This window comes from Chryseobacterium sp. 22543 (assembly GCF_052044565.1).
Classification (GTDB): domain Bacteria; phylum Bacteroidota; class Bacteroidia; order Flavobacteriales; family Weeksellaceae; genus Chryseobacterium.
Genome location: NZ_JBQENH010000008.1, coordinates 14,436 through 34,778, shown reverse-complemented (window position 1 = coordinate 34,778; position 20,343 = coordinate 14,436). Strand labels below are relative to the sequence as shown.

General features: G+C 35.3%; 16 protein-coding genes. 13 read left to right on the top strand and 3 right to left on the bottom strand.

Going from position 1 to position 20,343, the window contains the following annotated elements:
• Positions 1-73: 73 nt before the first annotated feature.
• The 3 genes from ACTJIP_RS21205 to ACTJIP_RS21195 form a co-directional block, all read right to left on the bottom strand.
• The gene (locus ACTJIP_RS21205) at positions 74-1,633 is read right to left on the bottom strand and encodes an Rne/Rng family ribonuclease (RefSeq protein ID WP_077414165.1); all 1,560 of its coding nucleotides are present in this window, start codon (positions 1,631-1,633) and stop codon (positions 74-76) included.
• Between the two features lie 366 nt (positions 1,634-1,999).
• Positions 2,000-2,290 carry an HU family DNA-binding protein gene (locus ACTJIP_RS21200; protein WP_002984212.1) on the bottom strand — a complete coding sequence of 97 codons (291 nt, stop codon included), beginning with the start codon at positions 2,288-2,290 and terminating at the stop codon, positions 2,000-2,002.
• Between the two features lie 319 nt (positions 2,291-2,609).
• Complete coding sequence (locus tag ACTJIP_RS21195) at positions 2,610-3,281, bottom strand: response regulator transcription factor (RefSeq protein WP_077414167.1); 672 nt, start codon at positions 3,279-3,281, stop codon at positions 2,610-2,612.
• 179 nt (positions 3,282-3,460) lie between these two features.
• Between ACTJIP_RS21195 and tssO the strand changes: the two genes are divergently transcribed.
• The 13 genes from tssO to tssD (ACTJIP_RS21130) all read left to right on the top strand — a co-directional run bounded on the left by tssO (position 3,461) and on the right by tssD (ACTJIP_RS21130) (position 20,086).
• Complete coding sequence (tssO, locus tag ACTJIP_RS21190; RefSeq protein WP_077414169.1) at positions 3,461-3,997, top strand: type VI secretion system TssO; 537 nt, start codon at positions 3,461-3,463, stop codon at positions 3,995-3,997.
• 11 nt (positions 3,998-4,008) lie between these two features.
• The gene (locus tag ACTJIP_RS21185) at positions 4,009-4,533 is read left to right on the top strand and encodes a type VI secretion system transmembrane protein TssO (protein WP_077414171.1); all 525 of its coding nucleotides are present in this window, start codon (positions 4,009-4,011) and stop codon (positions 4,531-4,533) included.
• Between the two features lie 48 nt (positions 4,534-4,581).
• Positions 4,582-5,493 carry a PKD domain-containing protein gene (locus ACTJIP_RS21180; protein WP_077414173.1) on the top strand — a complete coding sequence of 304 codons (912 nt, stop codon included), beginning with the start codon at positions 4,582-4,584 and terminating at the stop codon, positions 5,491-5,493.
• A gap of 46 nt (positions 5,494-5,539) precedes the next feature.
• On the top strand, positions 5,540-7,945 hold the full coding sequence (gene tssR / locus ACTJIP_RS21175) for a type VI secretion system protein TssR domain-containing protein (protein WP_077414175.1): 2,406 nt from the start codon (positions 5,540-5,542) through the stop codon (positions 7,943-7,945).
• A gap of 416 nt (positions 7,946-8,361) precedes the next feature.
• On the top strand, positions 8,362-8,769 hold the full coding sequence (gene tssD / locus ACTJIP_RS21170) for a type VI secretion system tube protein TssD (protein ID WP_034697144.1): 408 nt from the start codon (positions 8,362-8,364) through the stop codon (positions 8,767-8,769).
• Positions 8,770-8,941: 172 nt separating this feature from the next.
• Positions 8,942-10,870 (top strand): type VI secretion system Vgr family protein, encoded by a 1,929-nt coding sequence (locus ACTJIP_RS21165; protein ID WP_440705062.1) that lies wholly within the window; start codon positions 8,942-8,944, stop codon positions 10,868-10,870.
• 9 nt (positions 10,871-10,879) lie between these two features.
• Entirely contained in the window at positions 10,880-12,730 is a 1,851-nt protein-coding gene (locus tag ACTJIP_RS21160) for a hypothetical protein (protein ID WP_440705061.1), read from the top strand.
• A gap of 70 nt (positions 12,731-12,800) precedes the next feature.
• Positions 12,801-13,979, top strand: coding sequence for an RHS repeat domain-containing protein (locus tag ACTJIP_RS21155; RefSeq protein ID WP_077414181.1), 1,179 nt, complete (start codon positions 12,801-12,803; stop codon positions 13,977-13,979).
• Positions 13,980-14,095: 116 nt separating this feature from the next.
• Positions 14,096-14,767: a hypothetical protein gene (locus ACTJIP_RS21150; protein WP_440705060.1), complete on the top strand. Its 672-nt coding sequence runs from the start codon at positions 14,096-14,098 to the stop codon at positions 14,765-14,767.
• A gap of 262 nt (positions 14,768-15,029) precedes the next feature.
• Positions 15,030-17,525, top strand: a complete 2,496-nt coding sequence (locus ACTJIP_RS21145; protein ID WP_077414185.1) for an ATP-dependent Clp protease ATP-binding subunit — start codon at positions 15,030-15,032, stop codon at positions 17,523-17,525.
• Between the two features lie 58 nt (positions 17,526-17,583).
• A complete protein-coding gene (locus ACTJIP_RS21140; protein ID WP_077414187.1) occupies positions 17,584-18,450 on the top strand; it encodes a lytic transglycosylase domain-containing protein in 867 nt (288 codons plus the stop codon).
• A 348-nt stretch (positions 18,451-18,798) separates the two neighbouring features.
• A complete protein-coding gene (gene tssD, locus ACTJIP_RS21135) occupies positions 18,799-19,215 on the top strand; it encodes a type VI secretion system tube protein TssD (RefSeq protein ID WP_440705059.1) in 417 nt (138 codons plus the stop codon).
• Between the two features lie 463 nt (positions 19,216-19,678).
• A complete protein-coding gene (gene tssD / locus ACTJIP_RS21130) occupies positions 19,679-20,086 on the top strand; it encodes a type VI secretion system tube protein TssD (protein ID WP_047382792.1) in 408 nt (135 codons plus the stop codon).
• Positions 20,087-20,343 lie beyond the last annotated feature (257 nt).

Below are 20,343 nucleotides of genomic sequence, written 5' to 3'. Positions count from 1 at the left end.
TTTGTTTGAGTTTTTATGTCTGACAAAAGTAATAAAAAAAACCTCCGGTAAAAACCAGAGGTTGAATTTTGTCTTAATTAGAGAATTCTATTAATTCTTCTTTTTTAGCATTGTAGATTTTGTATTCTAAATATTTAAAAGAATCTCTTGGAACGATGGTTACCCATTTTTTGTATTTGATAAACCATTTCATCTGGATACTTTTAATGCCTTTTGTAAGGTAGGCTTCCACAAACGGGTGTACATGCAGATAGATTTTTCCTTTTTCTTTCTGCAGGATGTTTCTTAAGGTTTCACCCATTCTTTCAACGATAACAATAGGAGCTACAATTTCTCCGTCTTTGTTCGGGTTTTCTTCTTTGGTGTCGATCTGCTTTTCCGGACGGTTTCTTTGTCTGGTGATCTGGATCAGACCAAATTTACTAGGAGGAAGGATTTTGTGGCGTGCTTTGTCGCGTTTCATTTCCTCTTTCAGATGCTCGTAAAGATCTCTTCTGTGATCAGAATTTGGCATGTCTATGAAATCAATAACGATGATACCTCCCATATCGCGGAGGCGAAGTTGTCTTGCGATTTCAGTAGCGGCCATTTTGTTCACTTTCAGTGCATGTTCTTTATTGACAGCGGCTCCGGTAGTAATATTGTTGCCGGAGTTGACGTCAACGACGTGAAGTGCTTCTGTGTGTTCAATAACAAGATAGGCTCCTTTGGAACTTGGAATGTTAACGTGTTTTCCGAAGCTCTGTTTAAGCTGTTTTTCAACATTGTAATATTCCAGAAGAGGAATATGGGAATCATAAAACTGGACAATATTTTTCTTTTCAGGGGCAATTACTTCTACATAATTTGTCATTTCGCTTACCATTTGCTCATCATCGCAGATGATATTTACGAAATCCTGATTAAAATTGTCTCTTAAAATAGCTGAAGCTTTGTCTTCTTCGCTTAAAACTTTGGATGGAACTTTATTTTTCTGGATGTTTTTAAAAGTGCTTTCCCATTTCTGAACCAGCTGGTTCATATCATTATGAAGATCCGCTACTTTTTTCCCTTCGGCTACTGTTCTGATGATAACTCCGAAACCTTCAGGTTTGATACTGTCGATAAGGGTTCTCAGTCTTTCCTTTTCTTCAAAACTTCTGATCTTTTTAGAAATAGAAACTTTATTGTCGAAAGGGATCAGAACCAGAAAGCGTCCTGTCAGAGAGATTTGGGTAGAGATTCTTGGGCCTTTTGTAGAAATTGGCTCCTTAGTGATTTGCAGAAGAACTATATCGTCTTTGACGATCACTTTATCTACCGTTCCATTTTTGTCTATTTCGGGTTGTATCTCGAAATTCTTTAAGCTTGAAGTGCTTTGTTTTTTAGAAATAGTATCTTTTAAAAACTTTTTGTATGTAAGATACTGAGGCCCCAGATCCTGATAGTGCAGAAATGCATCCTTGTCATATCCGATATTGACGAATGCTGCATTCAGATTGGGTGCCAGTTTTTTTACTTTTCCTATAAACAGATCTCCAACTATAAAATCGCTTTTGTCCTCTTGCTCATGAAGTTCACATAGTCTTCCGTCTTCCAGTAATGCAATCTTTGTAAGATCATCTTCATGCGAAACTATTAGTTCTTTCTTCATTTTTTAATAAGATAAAATTGTTAAGATTATAGGAAGTGGATGTTTTCTAGATTAATTCATCTATTAAATATAAGGATTTTGAATGAAAACCATTATATGTTTATTAAAATAATATTTGAAACCATCTGCTTTCCGCGGAATCTTATAGTTGCAAACAAAAATATAGTTAGTGAACTTTAAGAATTTAAATCCACCAACTATATTATTATATTGTAAATCTCGAGAAGAGGAGATTATTTTTTCTTATGTCTGTTTGCTCTTCTTCTTTTCTTTCTTTTGTGAGTCGCAACCTTGTGTCTTTTTCTTTTCTTTCCGCTTGGCATAATTTTAATTTTTTAGTAACTAGTTAATATTCAGTTAATGTTCTTATTTTACTGCAACTTTAGTTTTTACTTTCTCAACAAAAGATTTTGAAGGTTTGAAAGCAGGAATGTTATGAGCAGGAATCTCAATTGCAGTGTTTTTAGAAATATTTCTTCCTGTTTTAGCAGCTCTTGTTTTAATGATAAAAGATCCAAAACCTCTTAGATAAACATTATCCCCATTATACATAGAAGTTCTGATCTCCTGCATAAAAGCTTCTACAACTTTCTGTGTTTCATTCTTTTCTGTTCCCAACTTATTTGAGATGGTGTTTACCAATTCTGCCTTTGTCATTTCCTTATTTTAATTTTAAATTTTAGGTGTGCAAATTTAGTTAAAAAAATTGAATACTAGCAAATTAGTGGCAAAATATTTTTATTCAAATCGTTGAGCTTTTAATGTATATGCTATATTAAGGCAGGATTGTAACAATTTAACAATAAAATAATCTAGCGGGATAAAGGTACAAAAAAAATAATGAACAAAATTTAATAAATGCCGGCAGCAAAAGGTTCTGCAGGGTTTTCTTACTTTATATTAAGTATTTGTGAACCCTCCTCAGTCTCCACCAGATATCCGGAATTTTAAATTTTAAATTTTAAATCAGAATTTTTTATAAACTGGAATTGTAATATCCGTTTTCTACGCAGAAACGTATAAGATGAAGCTTGGTTTTCAGTCCCAGCTTTTCTGTAAGCCGGTTGATATAAGTGTCAATAGTTCTTGTGCTCAGGTTAAGTTTTTCTGCAATTTCTTTATTGCTGAATCCCTCATAGCAGAATCTCATCAACTGTATTTCAGCCGGAGAAAGCTCTTCCTGGCCCTTTTTCTGTCTGTCCATGTATTCCTGTACGGCAAGGGGCTGCTGCTCCCATTCCTTGGAATAGGTTTGATAATCAAAGTCTTCAGTAGCAATACTTCCTTTAATAATATCCTTTATAATGGTGCTTTTTTTCTGACAATAATAGATATTAGGGATTTTTGAAAGAATTTCAGCCATATCTTCCTGGTAAGTACCGGAATAGGTGATAATAGGAGTTTCTGTGTTGTTTTTTCGGATGTATTTAATGGCTTCAATTCCGCTTAATACGGGCATAAATAGCTCAATGATGAACACATCCTCCTGTCTTCTGTAGATTCTGTTTACCAGCTCGTGCCCATTGTTACAGTCATTCAGAAGCATATAGAAAGGATTCTCCATGAGTGTTTTGATCATTATTTTTTTAAAATAAAAATCACTGTCAGCAATAGAAAAACGTACGGTATTAGATAATATTTTACTCATTCTTAATATCGATTTGGCGAATGATATTTAAAATTTAGAGGTCTAATTTATGAAAAACTTATCAAAGTGAAAATTAATATTAATTTAATCAGGGTTTTCACGAAACAGGTCTGGGGAAACTACGTATTGTGCATGAATTTTTTTTTTTATATTTTCACAGGCCAAACAAATCGCAAATTATGTCTTCTAACAGGGAAAAAAAATTAAACAAATCTGACGTAAGAATAGGCATTTGGAAGTTTATTCTGTCTTTTGTTGTTTTGTCAGTTGTAACTTTTACGTGTTTATTTCTCTTCTTTAAGAGTTATGATATACAACGTGAGGGGATCAGCCGGGATGCTGAAGCCTATAAAGAACTGATGCTTCGAAGTGACGTTCTGAAAGATCACATTGATGATATTTATGACAAAATGAACCAGCTTAGTATTAATAAGGTGGAGAATGAGGTATTCCTTAGAACCAGTATTATGGACAACGTGAGAGATGCCAAAAATATTATGGGCAAAGACAGTGCGCAGAGCTTTAAGCATTATGCTATACTGATGAAGCAGATTGTGCCTATGATGACCTTAAAGGCCAAGATCATTGAGGTAGAGTATAAGAAAAAAACAGTTCTAAGGGATCTGGATGAATGTATGGGTAAAATAAAAGTAACCAATAACGAGCTTAGAAAAGACCCTACAAGAAATTTCACAGGAAGTAAAAGAAGAAGATAAAAAATAAAGATATGCAAGGACAAATCACATTATCAAAGAAAGAAAGGCATTATCAGTTTTTTTATTTAATACTGATGCTTGTGACTGCCATGTTATTTTTGGGAGTCATCTTTTTAAAAGGTTTTGTATCTCCATTTTCTGATGAAGATGTAAGAGGAATTCAGAATCTTGAACAGAAGGCCGAATTTGAGCGTCATCAAAAAATTGTTATTCCTATCATGGACAGTACCTATACGATGATCACGAAGCTTACCGATGACGGTCCTCAACCATTTATAGAAAATAATATTCAATTAGGGGTTAATGACATTAACAGCTATTTTAACAGTACCGATGTTATTGATATCAGAAAAGATGCTTATCCTCAGATTGCAAAATTCTATAAAATGTACTATGATGACAAAAAAGTTATTTCAACTACTTCAGAAGACATTAAAATCTTTCAAAAGCAGGTGGATGAATGCAGAATCGGATTTAAGGATAAGCAAAATAAGCTTTATCAGCGTGAGCAGGATCTGAAAGCAAGAGTACAATAAGTAATAAATACCAGGAACTTTACATAAAACACATCACAATTACTAACTATGAATTATTTTCAAAAGAACAAGAAAAACATTATTATCGGTGTTGTTGCAACTTTGCTCATCGCAGCATTGGTTGCCCTATGGCTGCAGAAAAAAGTCATCCATTCAGCCGATGATATTGTTGGGGTAGTTTATCCGTCTTCACTGGCGGTAGGAGACACACTTTTATTCGAAGATAAGACCCAGTTTGCGAAAACCAAAAGATGGAATTTCGGAGACGGTACAACTTCAGATAAAAACAGTGGGATTCACTTCTATAATAAACCGGGGTACTATCAGGTGAGTTTGATCGTTGACAATAAGTATACGAAATCTTTCCCTGTAATGGTAAGCGCAAGAGGCGTTCAGAAAGCAAAAGATACAGCAAAAAATGCAACGACCATTGAGGCTGTAGCTCAGGCTATGCAAAATGAAAGCGTATCTTTCCGTGCCATTTCTGATGCAAAAGTGTTTGCCTGGAAATTCGGAGAAACAGGAAATACAGATTCTAAAGATAAGTTTACAATCTATTCTTACAAAAAACCCGGAGATTATGTGGTAACGCTGTACACTGAAGAATCTCAGGAGCCTATCTATCACCATATTAAGATCCTTCCGGCTTATGATGCTCTTGCAGAAGAAGAAGTTTCAGTAGAAGATTCTTACGCAAAGGTAGATAGTGATTTTAAATATCACCTGCAGCAGATTGCGAATGGAAACAGTTTCAATATGCATTACAATTACCTGTTGAGAACCTATCTGTGTAACAATGAAAACACAGTAGTAAAGGTAAATGACAGTAAAGTGAACAACTTCTACATGTATTGTGCCGGTCTTCAGTTTGACAAAAACACAGTGATTCAGACTGTGAAAGTGAACCTGGATGATAAGCAGGAGTGTGTAACTAAAGTAGAAATCAACCAAAGCAAATAATATCATCCGGTTTTACGGATGCGCCAATCATTAAAGATAAAATAGGATGAAAAATAAATTTCCTCTAGCAGCATATTATATAGGGTTATCAGTATTATTGACGAGTTGCCAGGTAAAACTGCCGTCAAAGAAAACCCCGGAGCCGTCACAGTATGGACAGGTGGATGCTTCCCCTGTCGTTAACGGGTATCCTAAAAAATCAGCGCCATGGATCGTTATTTCAGACAGATCGAGAAATACAGCTTATCTGGATAAAGATGATGAGAAATCTTACAAAGAAGTAAAATTCCTTGAACCTTTAATGGTTTTAAAACATAGAGACGGAATGGTAAAAGTAGCGGAATATGTTCCGGATGCTTTAATGAAAAAAGTTTCGTCAAAATCCATCAAAACATATGGATGGATTCCGGAATCTGACCTTCTTCTTTGGAATAACGCTTTAAAAAGTGAAAAAACAGGGTATCCTGTAAGAGTAGCCGTAGTGCCAAGTAACAGCGAAGTTATCAAAAATGCCGAAAGGTACTATAAGAATGACTCTATTATGGTGTTCAATTCACCAAGCCTTATTGAAACAGCCAATGTAAAGATTCCAAACGGACAAATTGTATATGTCTACAAACAGGCTGAAAACAACAAACGATTTTTAGTAGGTAAAAAACCTTCAATTGATATAGACAGTATCGGCAAAGGACTTTACGGATGGGTAAGTTCTAACGTGATTTCCAGCTGGGGAGAGCGTTCTGCAATTAAACTGAAAAACACAACAGGGATCAACGATTCTACATTAGGAATCTATGAAGGATATCCTGGAGGATCAGGATCAGATGCTGAAAATAAAAAAGCAGTTCTTCTTACAGATGTTAACAAAAGAACGCAGCTTGAGAATATCTTTCCTGTAAACCTTCCATTGGAACAGGCTCCAACTCCGGATTCAAAAACAAAATATTTTACCAATATCTTAGATTACAGCAAGAACTTTGTATCAAACGTATTGGGTGAACCTATTTATTTTGACCGTTACAGAGAGATCACAGAAAGAGATAAAAATATTAATATTGTTTTTGCATTGGACGTAAGCGCAGGAAATGCACCTTATGCACCTATTGTAAAATCATTATTGCAGGATCTTCAGCTTAGATTTGAAAAACCATCTTATTTTAGCAATGTTAAATATGGAGTGGTTTTATATAAAAATAATCCTTGTGGGGAAAATATTTCTGTATCAAACTTAAGTGCAGACTACAGCAAAATGACAGCGTTTATTGATCAGAAAACGAATGAGATGAACTGCGCAAGCAATAACGGGTATCAGCCGGTAGGAGAAGCTCTTACTGCAGCAGGAAACCTTCTTTCAAACGTATCTGATGAAACCAATATTGTAGTTACTGTAGGAACTTCTGCCAACCAAAGCGGAAATATGTACAGTGTGATCAGTTCACTTACTCAGGCTCAGGCAAGACTGATCATGTTCCAGACAAGTGCAAGATCATCTGATACCTATAACGATTTTGTATTGATGGCTGAAAATGTTGTTACCAATACAGCCAAAAATATTGCTGAACTTAAAAAACAAAAGATCATCAATCAGTATGATGTTCTTACTAAGAATAACTTCAGCCTGGTAGAAGGTGATGCGGGATTCTTCTCACTGGCTTACCCTAAACAGAGTATGTCTCAGGGATTTGTTATCTTCCCTAAAAAAGGTGATATTACAACTCCCGGATTCCTGAAAAAATCTGTTGACAGTCTTATTTCACAGGTTACTTTAGATAACCAGAATATTGATAAATCACTTAATGAATATTTCCATTCATCAGTGGGAGCAGGAAAAACAGATGTTGACGTAAAATATAAATATCTGTATCCGGGTCTTACCAATCCGGTATCTGCAGGAATTGCGGCACAGCTGATCAACTACGGAAGTCCATTCCTTGTAAAAGGATACATTCCAAAAGATCTGAAAGATTATACTCCTGGAATAGAAAAAGGAATTCTTATTTCTGAATCGGAATATGACAACTTAAAAGCTTTCTATACGGAAGTATACAGGAATACTAAGGCAGACCGTCCAGACTTTAATCAGGCAAGAGCAGTGAAAGAATATGTGAAGCTGCTGAAGAAATATAACCCGACTATAAAATTCCTGGATAAAGGAGCTCTTTATGAGCAGCCAATGTCTTATGCTATTGGAATGAGTACAGGATTTGATCTTTCTGAAGAAGAACTGATGGCTAAGTACAAACTTAAAGGTTGGAAAAAATCAAAGGTCGTACCTGGTGAGACCGTGAAAAATTATTTCTATCACTACAAAAATTTAGCAGACAGAATGCTTGCCAACAGAAATAACCCAGCTGTAAAGATTCAGCAGAACGGGCAGACTTTCTACTGGCTTAATGAATACTTTACCCCTTCAAGAATTCCGACGGAACAACCGGAATATACAAAGCATTAAGAAATTCATTTTTATAATATCAAAAAGCAGGAGTACATACTTCTGCTTTTTTTGTGTTCAAAAACCGGAAGTGAAAAGTTGAAGTGTATTAACCTTAAACCTTAAACCTTGAATCCAAAACTCACAGCAAAGCGAATTGGTCATCCATTATTTACCAGTAATTTCTCAATTATTTCTCTTTATAGTGCAAAACTGTTTTTTATCTTAAAAATGGGATTTAATTTAAAATGCTGTATGGGTGGGTGTTGCGATGTAGTGTTTAAATCTATTGTCGTAGAATTACGACAAGAAATCGTAGAACTACTACAATTTCTCAGATTTATATTGAAAAGTTTTTTTTAGCGAAAAAGAGCCTCTATATTTGCTAAACAATCACTGAATCACAAAATATTACTAACGATTAAAATTTACTAATCATGGCCGAAAGAAATTCAAGAGGAATCTTAAAATTCAACAACGGTGAAGGACAGAAGTTGTTAAAAATGAATTACAGCGTATCCAGATCTACAGACGTATCAGGACGTGTAGCATCAGATCCTTCTAATGCACTGATCAAAGTCACAGTAGAGGCTACTGAAAAATCTGATATTCTTGAAAGTTTATTAAATGGTAAATACAAACCTACAGTGGGAGAGATTACATTCAATAAATCTCACGAAGAAGGAACATTGATTACTTTGAACTGGCAGAACGGATATGTAATTCAACACCAGGTTGATTTTGATGCAATAGACAGCAATAGCATGCTTATCAGCTTTGTAATCAGTGCAGAAACCATTGACTATGGTACTTCTCAGTACGCTGGACTATGGCCGTCAAGCTAAAATTTACACACATTATCAACATTCATAAGAAAAAAGACTGTCCCTATTTAAGGCGGTCTTTTTTTGCCTGAATGAAAAACTTATACCAGGAAATATTACTTCATAACCTATTTATATAGTGTCTGTTATATAAAATAGTGTTATCTTTAATACAAAACACAAACACAAGCATATGAAAACCGAATCAAAGACAAAAGGATCTTCCTTCCGTCCGTCACAAAATGCAGACGGAATATCCGAGAATCATCATGCAGGAATCAACCGGCTGGTTAAATTATCACTGGTTGTGGAAGGTAAAATTATTAAGTACTACAAACATTTCACTCTTAAACAAAAAGCTAGCCACCACCACGAATTCAGTCTTACCCTTGCCCATGACGCATTGGGAGACAGGCAGAGCCACACCCTTGAAGAAGCTAATAAATTTTTGGGAAAACGTCTTACTGCTGTTATTTCTTACAAAGATATTGAGAAAAGTCCCGAAAGAAATTTTGTAGGCATCATTACCAAAGTGGGATTCAGCCAGGAAAAAATGAGTCTTGGAAATATTGTAATTTCCGGATACAGCCCGACAATTTTACTGGATGGAGCTCCGCATATCCAGAGTTTTGGCGGCGGACAACCCGTTAACATGGGAATTATTGCTGAAGAAGTAATCAAACAGGGAATTGATAAAGAACGGTTTGATATACGGGTAGACACCAATGATTATTCCCAGATCATTTACAGCAGCCAGTACAATGAAACCCATTACAATTATCTGGCAAGAATGGCTGAAGCTTATGGGGAACAATTCTATTATGATGGAGAGGTACTGCATTTTGGAAAACTTCCTCCACAGAATAAACCTATCAAACTGCTCTATGGCAGCAATGCAGATCATGTAAAAGTAGAGTTAAAAGCTGTTCATACAAAGCCTCAATACTACGGCTACAACAGCAGCAAAAACGAAAAACTGACTTCCGGGGAAACTCCTGTAAGTCATATGGGCGATCTTGCCCGTACAGCATACGGTCATAATGATAAAATATATAAAACTCCGGCGCTTCAGATTGCACCTATTAAAGCTACAACCCATCTGGATGTAGAACATTCCCAAAGAAGCACTTCAGGAAGCGAAGCGGTAAATGTATTTTCCGTTTCCGGATCTACAACAGTTCCGTTTTTACATCCTGGATGTATTGTGGATATTCACATGAGAAAACCGGACAGTAATGAAACATCCTATTTTACCAAAGTGATGGTAACAGAGGTTGTTCATGAAATTGATACCATCGGACATTATTCAGGAACTTTTGAATCTATTGCAGCGGATACAGGTTTTTTACCCAAACCGGAATTTAATGTGCCCGCTGCACAGCCACAGATCGCAACCGTAATCTCAAATACTGACCCGGAAGGACAGGGAAGAGTTCAGGTGAGATTCGACTGGCAGATGAATGATACCACTCATTTTGTAAGAGTAATGAGTCCTGATGCCGGGGGAACAGATCAGATTACTCAAAACCGAGGGTATGTAGCGATTCCTGAAATAGGAGATCAGGTGATGGTTAATTTCGTTCACAGTCACCCCGACAGACCTTTTGTCATGGGAGGAATGTTTCACGGTGGAATAGGCCTTGGAGGTGGTGCAGACAACCGTGTAAAGTCTATTCAGACGAGAAGCGGACACAGAATCGTTTTCACAGAAGATGAAAGCATCATTATTAAAGATAAAAGCGGTAATGAGATTCATCTGGATACTACCGGAAGCAATATTAACATTACGGCACCGGAAACGATTAATATTAATGCAAAAAATATAAATATAAGTGCTTCAGAGAATATTACATCTACAGCAGGATTAAATATTACAGAAGGTGCGGGAGTAAATCATATGAGTACCGCCGGAGGAATGATGATGCAGAATGCTGTGTTGGATTATTCTTTAATGGCTGCTAATATTTTGAAAGTGGCAAAAGGAGATATTTCTTCTGAGTCAACAAATGTGAAAAGAAATGCAAGTAAAGATATAGAGGTTATTTCTGCTGAAGGTACGATTCATCATAATGCTCAGAAAGAAGTAAAAAATAATAGCGGAGAAAAAGGGGCTAACTATTAATTTGATATCATGGGAAATATTACAGAAATAGCAGGTGGAAAGATATCTGAATTATCAACCCAGGAGATTGAAAATAATGCCGGAAACTTTATAAGTAATTTCGCTTCGAAATTTGTAAAACAAAAAGGTGATCAGCATGGAGTTACTTATGACAATCCTCCTGGGGATGAAAGAAAAGTTAAAAACTCAATAAAAGGACTGGCCATTTTCCGGAGAAAAAGCAATTATTCCGCTCAGCCAGACTTTGGCTTTGATTGGTATGCAGGAGAAAATTACGAGACCACCTATACTGAGCCGTTTAATTATGAAAGTCTGGTGCTGGATGGGGTTGACAGTCTTAAAAAAGAATATGCTCCCCATTTAAAACATATCTCTTTGGGAGAGTTTGGTTATATTAACGTAGGTTCCAATAGTGGAAAATCAGGGTTGAATATCAATGGGAAACCCTATTTTGTTCCCTGGTTTTCTGGTTTTGCAAAAGACGGATCGGGGAGTAGCAAGAGCTATGAACTTGATGTGTTTTTCAATATTGAAGAACCTGTAGAAGGAAGAATAGATATAGGCAGTGATGCTGATGAGATAGAAATAGAATTTACGGATGAAGGAGGCAGCAGCTTTGAGATATCAGAAAGTACTCCAAAACAGTTCAGTAAAAATATTAAAATTACATTTTTAGATTATATTGCGGAAAGCACATGTATAATCATTACATTTCATAAAAAGTCTGAAGAAGAAAAGTCTGAAGAAAAACAATGGAAAGAAGATAAGGCTGCAGGAAAAAAAGTTGATTCAATGCCAACCATTTATATTACCGCAGGTGAATTGATGGGAATGCTTAATGTTTACAATAACAGCATAGAATATGATTTGAATGTCCGTTATGTAAAAGTTCACTTTAAAGGCTGGATCAAGGTGGATGGATATGATGAGAAAATATATCTGTCAAAAAGAAACGGTACTACTTCCTTACCTGATTATTTCGAAGATAAAGATATTATTAAAAGACAGCAGAAGCTCCAGAAACAAAAAGCCGAACTTGAAGCCGAATTGGCAGAGGTGCAAAGTGGTAAAACAGGGTGGTTCAACAGCAGTGAAGAAACATTGCAGAAGAAAATAGCAGAGAAAAATGAAGCTATTCTTAAAATTGATACTCAGAATAAAGCGAGGCTAAAAATAAACCAAGAACTGAACACCTATGAATTTAATACTTTAGAAACTAAGTTTAGCAGTTCATTTCTCAAAACTTATGAACAAAAAATTAAAGATACTTTCTCCCAAACATTAAGCCACTTCAAAATAGATAAAGAAGAATATCTGGAAGCAGATTTTGATAATATGGATGATGATCTGTATTTGAAAAAAAATGGTGCAAGCTGGGAATTGATGGAAGACGGAATATTTTCTGATAAGGGAGATGCAGGGTATGTGCAAAACTATTTGGAAAAAATATACAGGGAAAATAATCCCGGTTATGAAGATACTATTGTATTTTTTGTTCCTTTCGATATTGATGATTTATTTGGTAAATCTGAAAGCATAATGGCCGGTGCAGATAATGTGATCGTAGGACCTGCAATTATGGCAAAAAAGGATTGGATAACCATTCCTCATGAAGTAGCACACTCTTTGGGTCTGGCCCATTCTTTTCCCGATTCGGGATCAAATAAAATTGCAGGATTTTTTGAAGATTTCGTAAAAGCAGGGCATCTCTTCAAAGAAGGAAAAACAGAAAATGTAATGGATTATATTTATGGAGATGTATTGATCACTTTTTGGAAGTGGCAATGGGATAGGATTCATAAAGACTCGGATGATATGAAAGCAATAGATAAATTGAAAAAAAATGAAACTGAAAAATAAGAAATCCATCATCTTTAAGATGTTAGTTTTTATTGGCATAGTAATAAGTTGTCATTCAAATAGTCAAAATATGCAGGAATATAATAAAGAGGTTGAAAAGTTCAGCACCAAAGAATTGTACCCCAGCCAGAAGAGTGCTTATGAGAAAAATGGAGATATGGTATTGTTTTACCTACCCGGCAAACTGCATGAAAGGTATGCGAAAGTTGACCTGAAATCGCATGTTTTTGATATAAAGCATTCAATGTTTCTGAATACGGATGATCTGCTGGAGATTAATCATTTCAAATATTTTTTACCCCAAAAGTATTCTACTTTTTATAAATACCCTATTGGAAGAAGCGGAACGGCAGGAGGTGATTTCTTTACACTTATAGAATTTAATGAGCTTGGGCTCGTTAAAAGTATCGAAAAAAATCTTCCGGATGCCAAAAACAAATATCTGTATCACTACAATAAGTATGGTCAGTTATTGCGGATAGCTGAAGATAAAATGATTGATAAAATCTTGTTGGAGAATATATATGATGAAAACGGGAGGCTCATTTCTCAAAAGAAGAATACCAGAGATATACAGTCAGTAAGAGAATTTTCTTATGATAAAAATGATAATATTCTAGTAGAAAATATAAAAGAAAAAGTAATAGCACCTAACGGTAAAGTGGTAAAAGATGAAACTTATACTTTGCGCTATCAATATGACAGTAAAGGAAAAATCGTAAGAAAATACAGTGAAAATGAAAATCATGTTGTTGAATTTCAGTACGATCCTGCAAGTGATACCCTTATGAATATTGTTGAATATTACGGGATTTCAGATAAAGGAGATGCAAAAAAATGGGTAAATCATTTTACGAAGACAACTTACACCTATACTAAAGATCAGATTACGGGAGAGAACAAGTATGAATATAATATTGTAAATGCTTCAGTTCTTGCAGATAAAAAATGGACCCCAATATCTGTAGAACAACAAAAAGCATTAGCCTGGAAGAAATTTAAAGAAGGATCTGAAACACCACTGTCAGAAATTGATAAAAAGTATCAATATGAGACAGGTGCAATTCATACTGAAATCAATACCTACAATTTTTCCAACAAGTTTAAAAATGGAAAAACAGAAGTAAATAAAGAACTTGCCGATTCGGAAAAAATTAAGTTTATACTGGATAATAACGGAAGGATAACTCAGAAAGAAATTAGCAATACCAAAAAAAACAGCTCAGAAGTGCAAGTATTTTATTATTAAGTTTCTCTAAAAATGAATATCTTACAGCGGTTTTAAATCATGTTTGATTATTAAAAATGATCAATACAAAACCTGCTTTTTGTAAAAGCACTTAAACTAAATAACCTCAAACCCTAATGAATAAAATCACGGATCACCTGAAATATTTTTCCAAACTATCCGCAGCATTCATCCTAAGTATATTTAAAATTTATGCAATAGGACTTATTTCTACCATTGTTACCCTGATATTGGGAATTTATATTTTATCTGATCGTTTAGGTTCATCATTGGGACATACCGGAGCTGTTGCATTTTTAATAACAACCATAAAAGCTAAACCGGTTTCAGCAAGTCTTTTTTATGTATTGACTATTATTGCTCCATTTTTTACTGTTGTTTTTGCTACAAAATACGCGATGTCTGTAGTGATCAGCAAACTCCTTCAGGATCATTCCAAAACAATTGTAATTCCGTTTATAGATAAAATAATTGGGATTTTTAAAGCAAAACAGCCAACGGTAATCCGTACAAGTGCTGATTTTGCAATTGCTAAAGTTAAACTCTTAAATGAGTTTAAAAATAGTTCCGAAAACAAAATACTCAAACGAATTTTAGGCTATGCTTTAAATAAAATAAAGTTCGATGAACTGAATCTGGGGGATGATAATGCAGACTTTTCAGAAATTATCAAAACTACATTGATTGAAAAACTACATGAACTGGCAGAACCATCGGCGATGTTATTCTATATCTACATCGGACTTCAATGGATCAGTTTGATTTTATTATATTTTTTGAATATATAAAAGAAAAAAGAAGGCTTAGAAGGCTAATTTGTTATAAAATTCAACCATCAGAATCTGGTTTAAAAACAAAAACACACCGTTGTTACTTCTCTAATTGAAGAATTAACTATCTTTATCTCGTTTAGAATAAAATAATTAATTTTAGCTACACAAAAGAAGAACTTTTCATTCTCTGACAGACAGGGATGAAAAATACAGATCAATACCATCAAATCTGCATAGTAAAACAGAACGCAAATATATTAATATAAGAAAATTATAAATGGGAGTACTAGTAACCAACGAAACCGTAAAGCAACTATTTCACATTGCTCAGTCGATAGCGAAGGAAAATTATAATGGAACCTATGGAGGCCCGCATATTCTGCAGGCTTTAATGCATAAGGATATCGGACTTAATGAATTTCTGAAAAGTATAGATAAAGATCCCGGCTATTTCTATGAATGGGCAGATGTCCGCATTGAAGAATACCCTAAAACAAATCATCTTCCCGATGAAGTAGGTCAGGATGATGCGATAGATACCCTTATCGAAGAGGCAGATGATATCCGTTTAAAATTAGGATTAGATGAGATTACTCCCATCTGTATTTTGACAGCAATTGTAAAACCACAGGTTGTTTTCTCACTTCAACAGCTCAAATCACTTCCGTTGAGAGAACATGAGATATTCAATCTTTATAGAAAAGATACACCGTTTACCGTTTCAGAAGATGGTGATTTCTCTTCATTGTTTTCAAATGGTTCAGACTATTCAGACTCTTCTTTTCCTTCCATTAAAAGTTACTGCGTAGACAGAACGGCACAGGCGAGAAAAGGAGAAATTGAAAATATCATTGGTAGAGATAAAGAACTAAGAATGCTGGTGGAAATCCTTTGCCGAAGAAGCAAACCCAATGTAATCATTATCGGGGAACCGGGAGTAGGGAAAACAGCATTAGTAGAAGGATTTGCTACTGAGATTATCAAAGGAAATGTACCCGAAATGCTTAAAAACGGAACCCTTTTAGAACTCGACACCGGAGCATTACTAGCCGGAACTTCTTATAAAGGAGAAATTGAAGACCGTCTGAAAAAAGTCATCAATGAATGTAAGAAAATTGAAAAAGCCATTCTTTTCATTGATGAGATTCATACCCTTTTAGACCCCAAAGGAAGCATCGGAAACGTTGCCAACCTTTTGAAACCTGAGCTTGCCAGAGGGGAAATCACCGTAATTGGAGCTACAACACAGGAAGAATACAGAAAAATTATAGAGCCGGAACAAGCTTTCAATCGTCGTTTTGAGGTATTAACAGTACATGAGCCGGATGAAAAAACCTGCGTAAAAATGATTGATGTACTGCTTGAAGGTTACAAAAAGCATCATGGTATTGAAGTCGAAAAAACTGCAATTCCGGAATGTGTACGTTTGGCTAAAAGATATGCAAAAGGTAAAAAATTACCCGATGCTGCTATTGACTTATTAGACAGAACAATGGCAGCCATCAAAATGCTTGATGAATTGTCAGAAAAAGAACTCAGCAGCTGGAAAGAAAGCTATGATGTTATTTTAAACGAAGAATATGCAGACAGCAAAGATAAAGCAGACGAGTTGATCTGGACTTACAACTTATTAAGAGATAAAATAAGCCCGATCCTTTGGGGATCGCTGAGTGAGCAGCCTGCCATTGACAACTCTATGCCGGTAGATCAGATTCAGCAGATTATTGAAGATACCTATGCCGAACTTCTACAGCATGCTGCGAAGAAAAGAGAAAAAGTAGACAGACTTGAACTTGCCGCTGTAATGGCTGCTAAAACCAATATTCCAATTGGAAAGATCCAGGCTCAGGAAAAAGAAAAACTCCTGAATATGGAATCACTTCTTCTGAACAGAGTCGTAGGGCAGGATCATGCATTAAAAATCCTTTCCGATGCTATTGTTGAAAACCGAAGCGGGTTGAATAAACCCGGGCAGCCCATTGGATCATTCTTCCTTCTGGGACCTACCGGAACCGGTAAAACAGAGCTGGCAAAATCTATGGCAGAATTACTTTTCAATGATGAAAAGGCAATGGTGCGTTTTGATATGTCAGAATTTAAAGAAGAACATTCCGCAGCCTTATTGTACGGAGCGCCTCCGGGATATGTAGGATATGAAGAAGGAGGGATGCTTGTCAATAAAATCAGACAACAGCCCTATACCGTTGTTTTATTTGACGAAATTGAAAAAGCCCATCATTCAGTTTTTGACGTATTCCTTCAGATTATGGACGAAGGAAAAGTACACGATAAACTGGGTAAAGAAGGAGATTTCAGCAATGCATTGATCCTTTTTACCTCCAATATCGGAAGCGAAGAAATTGTAAAACAGTTTGAAGAAGGAAAAATTCCGGAATCATCTTCATTGATGCAGATTATGTCCAATTCAGGACGATTCAGACCTGAGTTTTTAGCAAGAATCACCGAGATCATTCCTTTTGCACCGATCACAGAATCTATTGCAGAAAGAATCTTCAATATTCAGCTGAAATCACTTCATACCTCACTTACGAGATTGGGAATTACCTTAAAGATCAGTGATGATGCAGTAAGAAATCTGGCATTAGGCGGATTCAGCAGCAAGTATGGAGCAAGACAGATCTCAGGAGTAATCCGTGCACAGCTTGCAAGACCGATCTCTAAAATGATTGTTAGAGAAGAAGTAAAATCCGGCCAGACCATTCATGTTGATTGGAATAATGACGAAGAAAAACCAAGCTGGAAAGTAGATTAATTAGGAAGCGAAAAGGCAAAAAAGTATATTTACCTTTTCGCTTATAAATACAAATAAAATGAAAACCATTGTCAGAAATATTTTTACAGGCTTATTATTATTAGGAACTGTTATAAGTGTAAATGGGCAGTTTCTTGCTGCTTCAGATACTTCAGAAAGCAGTGTGAGAAAATATAAAGGCATCATTAATGCCAATAAAGATCTTGTAGAATTTATTGAACAGTTACTTCTTCAGAAAGGGCTTCCCAAGCATTTGAGAAACCTGGCCCTGATAGAGTCCCATTTCGACAGAAATATCACTTCCGGAGCTGGAGCAGTAGGTATATGGCAGTTGATGACTGCGCATGCTAACCAGTACGGGCTTACGGAACAAAATCGTACTGATGTTTATAAAAGTACGAAAACAGCTGTTATCTCATTAGGAAACCTTTATAAAAAATATAACAATTGGGTAACCGTTGTGGCAGCTTATAACTGCGGTGAAGGCAATATTGCCAAAGCGATGGAAGCTGCAGGCTCCTCTCAATATCACGAATTCTCTAAATACCTTCCCGGAGAAACTATTAACCATGTGAAGAAATACCTCAATGCATGCTATGCTACAGGAGAACTTCAGAGTGTTTTAAGTAACTATAATTCTTCAAGAATCAACAAAATTTTCTTTGAGGACGGAAATAGAAGAGAGATGACCGCTGCGCTTTCAGAAACGGAAATCAACGCCGGATTCAATCTGAAAGTTGTCGCTGATGAGCTTAACGTAGACATGGATAAAATCCTTACGTGGAATCCTGGTATTGTAGAAGAACTGCAGAGAAAAGGAGAAAGCCCTTTCTATCTTCCTGTTGACCTTATGCCGGATTTCCTGCTCAGAAAAAATAAAATACTGGTTCGTTCCATCAAAGAAGGAGCAAGTATTCAACAGTAAATAATCTCAAGTACAAATAAAAAAACAATCAACGTTCAGTTGGTTGTTTTTTTATGCAATAACTGATCTGTTAAAAAAGGCTAATTTTATATTAAAGGAATCTTAATACTTCTCACTTAGGTGGAAAATTATTGTTTTTATTGTTCTTTTTCAATATGTTGAAATCCTTTACTGATGGTGTTTTGAGCGTGTTTTTTAAATCTATTGTCGTAGAATTACGACAAGAAATCGTAGAACTACTACAATTTCTCAGATTTATATTGAAAAGTTTTTTTTAGCAATAAAGAGCCTCTATCTTTGCTAAACAATCACCGAATCACAAAATATTAACGATCAAAATTTACAATCATGGCAGAAAGAAATTCAAGAGGAATCTTAAAATTCAACGGAGGAGAAGGACAAAAGCTGTTAAAAATGAATTACAGTGTATCCAGATCTACAGACGTATCAGGACGTGTAGCATCAGATCCTTCCAACGCATTGATCAAAGTAACAGTAGAGGCTACTGAAAAATCTGACATCCTTGAAAGCTTGTTAAACGGTAAATACAAGCCTACAAAAGGAGAAATTACATTCAACAAGTCTCACGAAGAAGGAACATTAATCACTTTGAACTGGGAAAACGGATACGTAATCCAGCACGAAGTAGACTTCGATGCAATTGACAGCAACAGTATGCTGATCAGCTTCGTAATAAGTGCTGAAACCATTGACTATGGTACTTCTCAGTATGCTGGACTATGGCCTTCAGCAGGTAATAATTAAGCCTATTCATCATCTTAGTAAAAATAAAATTGGTACAGAACAGTATACTCATCGAGTTTACTGTTCTGTTTTTTTATATAAGTTCAAGCTAATGAAAAACGGAATAAAATAATAAATAATTTCCAGTCTCAACCTATTCAAATTTATAGTGAATAAATAGAACAGTTTTGATTCCTGTAAGTTACCTTTTAACGTTTTATTTCTCTTGTTGGTGTAATAATTGGTGGAATTTTCTTATTTCCCAATGATATTTAATGTATTTATTTATAATATATTATGTTTTATTTTAAATCTTTTGTCGTAGAATTACGACATGAAATCGTAGAACTACTACACCAAATCGTATAACTACTACACTTTTTCATATTTCTGTTTAAATGCTTTTTTTTCAAAACCCAGGGAGCTATCTTTGTTATATAATTATTGAATAACAATTTATTACTAACGATTAAAATTTACAATCATGGCAGAAAGAAATTCAAGAGGAATTTTAAAATTCAACGGAGGAGAAGGACAGAAACTGTTAAAAATGAATTACAGTGTATCAAGATCTACAGACGTATCAGGACGTGTAGCATCAGATCCTTCTAACGCATTAATCAAGGTTACAGTAGAAGCTACTGAAAAATCTGACATCCTTGAAAGCTTGTTAAACGGTAAATACAAGCCTACAAAAGGAGAAATTACATTCAACAAATCTCACGAAGAAGGAACATTAATTACTTTGAATTGGGAGAATGGATACGTAATCCAGCACGAAGTAGACTTCGATGCAGTAGACAGCAACAGTATGCTGATCAGTTTTGTAGTAAGTGCCGAAACTATTGACTACGGTACTTCTCAATATGCTGGATTATGGCCAGGTAAATAATCCAATACAATGTAAAAAAAAGGAACAGTATACCATTGGTATGCTGTTTCTCTTTTTTATCCATGACCTAATTAATAACCATATATAAAAAATAAGCAAAATGTTCAGACAAATTCTACCTGCTAAATGCTGAATATTGCTTCAAAAGTAAATACCGCTTAAAAAAAATTCACGAGCGAAGCAAATTGACGATTCACTATTCATCATTTGAGCCCCGAATCCCTTCCCCGGACTACCAACTTTTACGCCTATTTTCT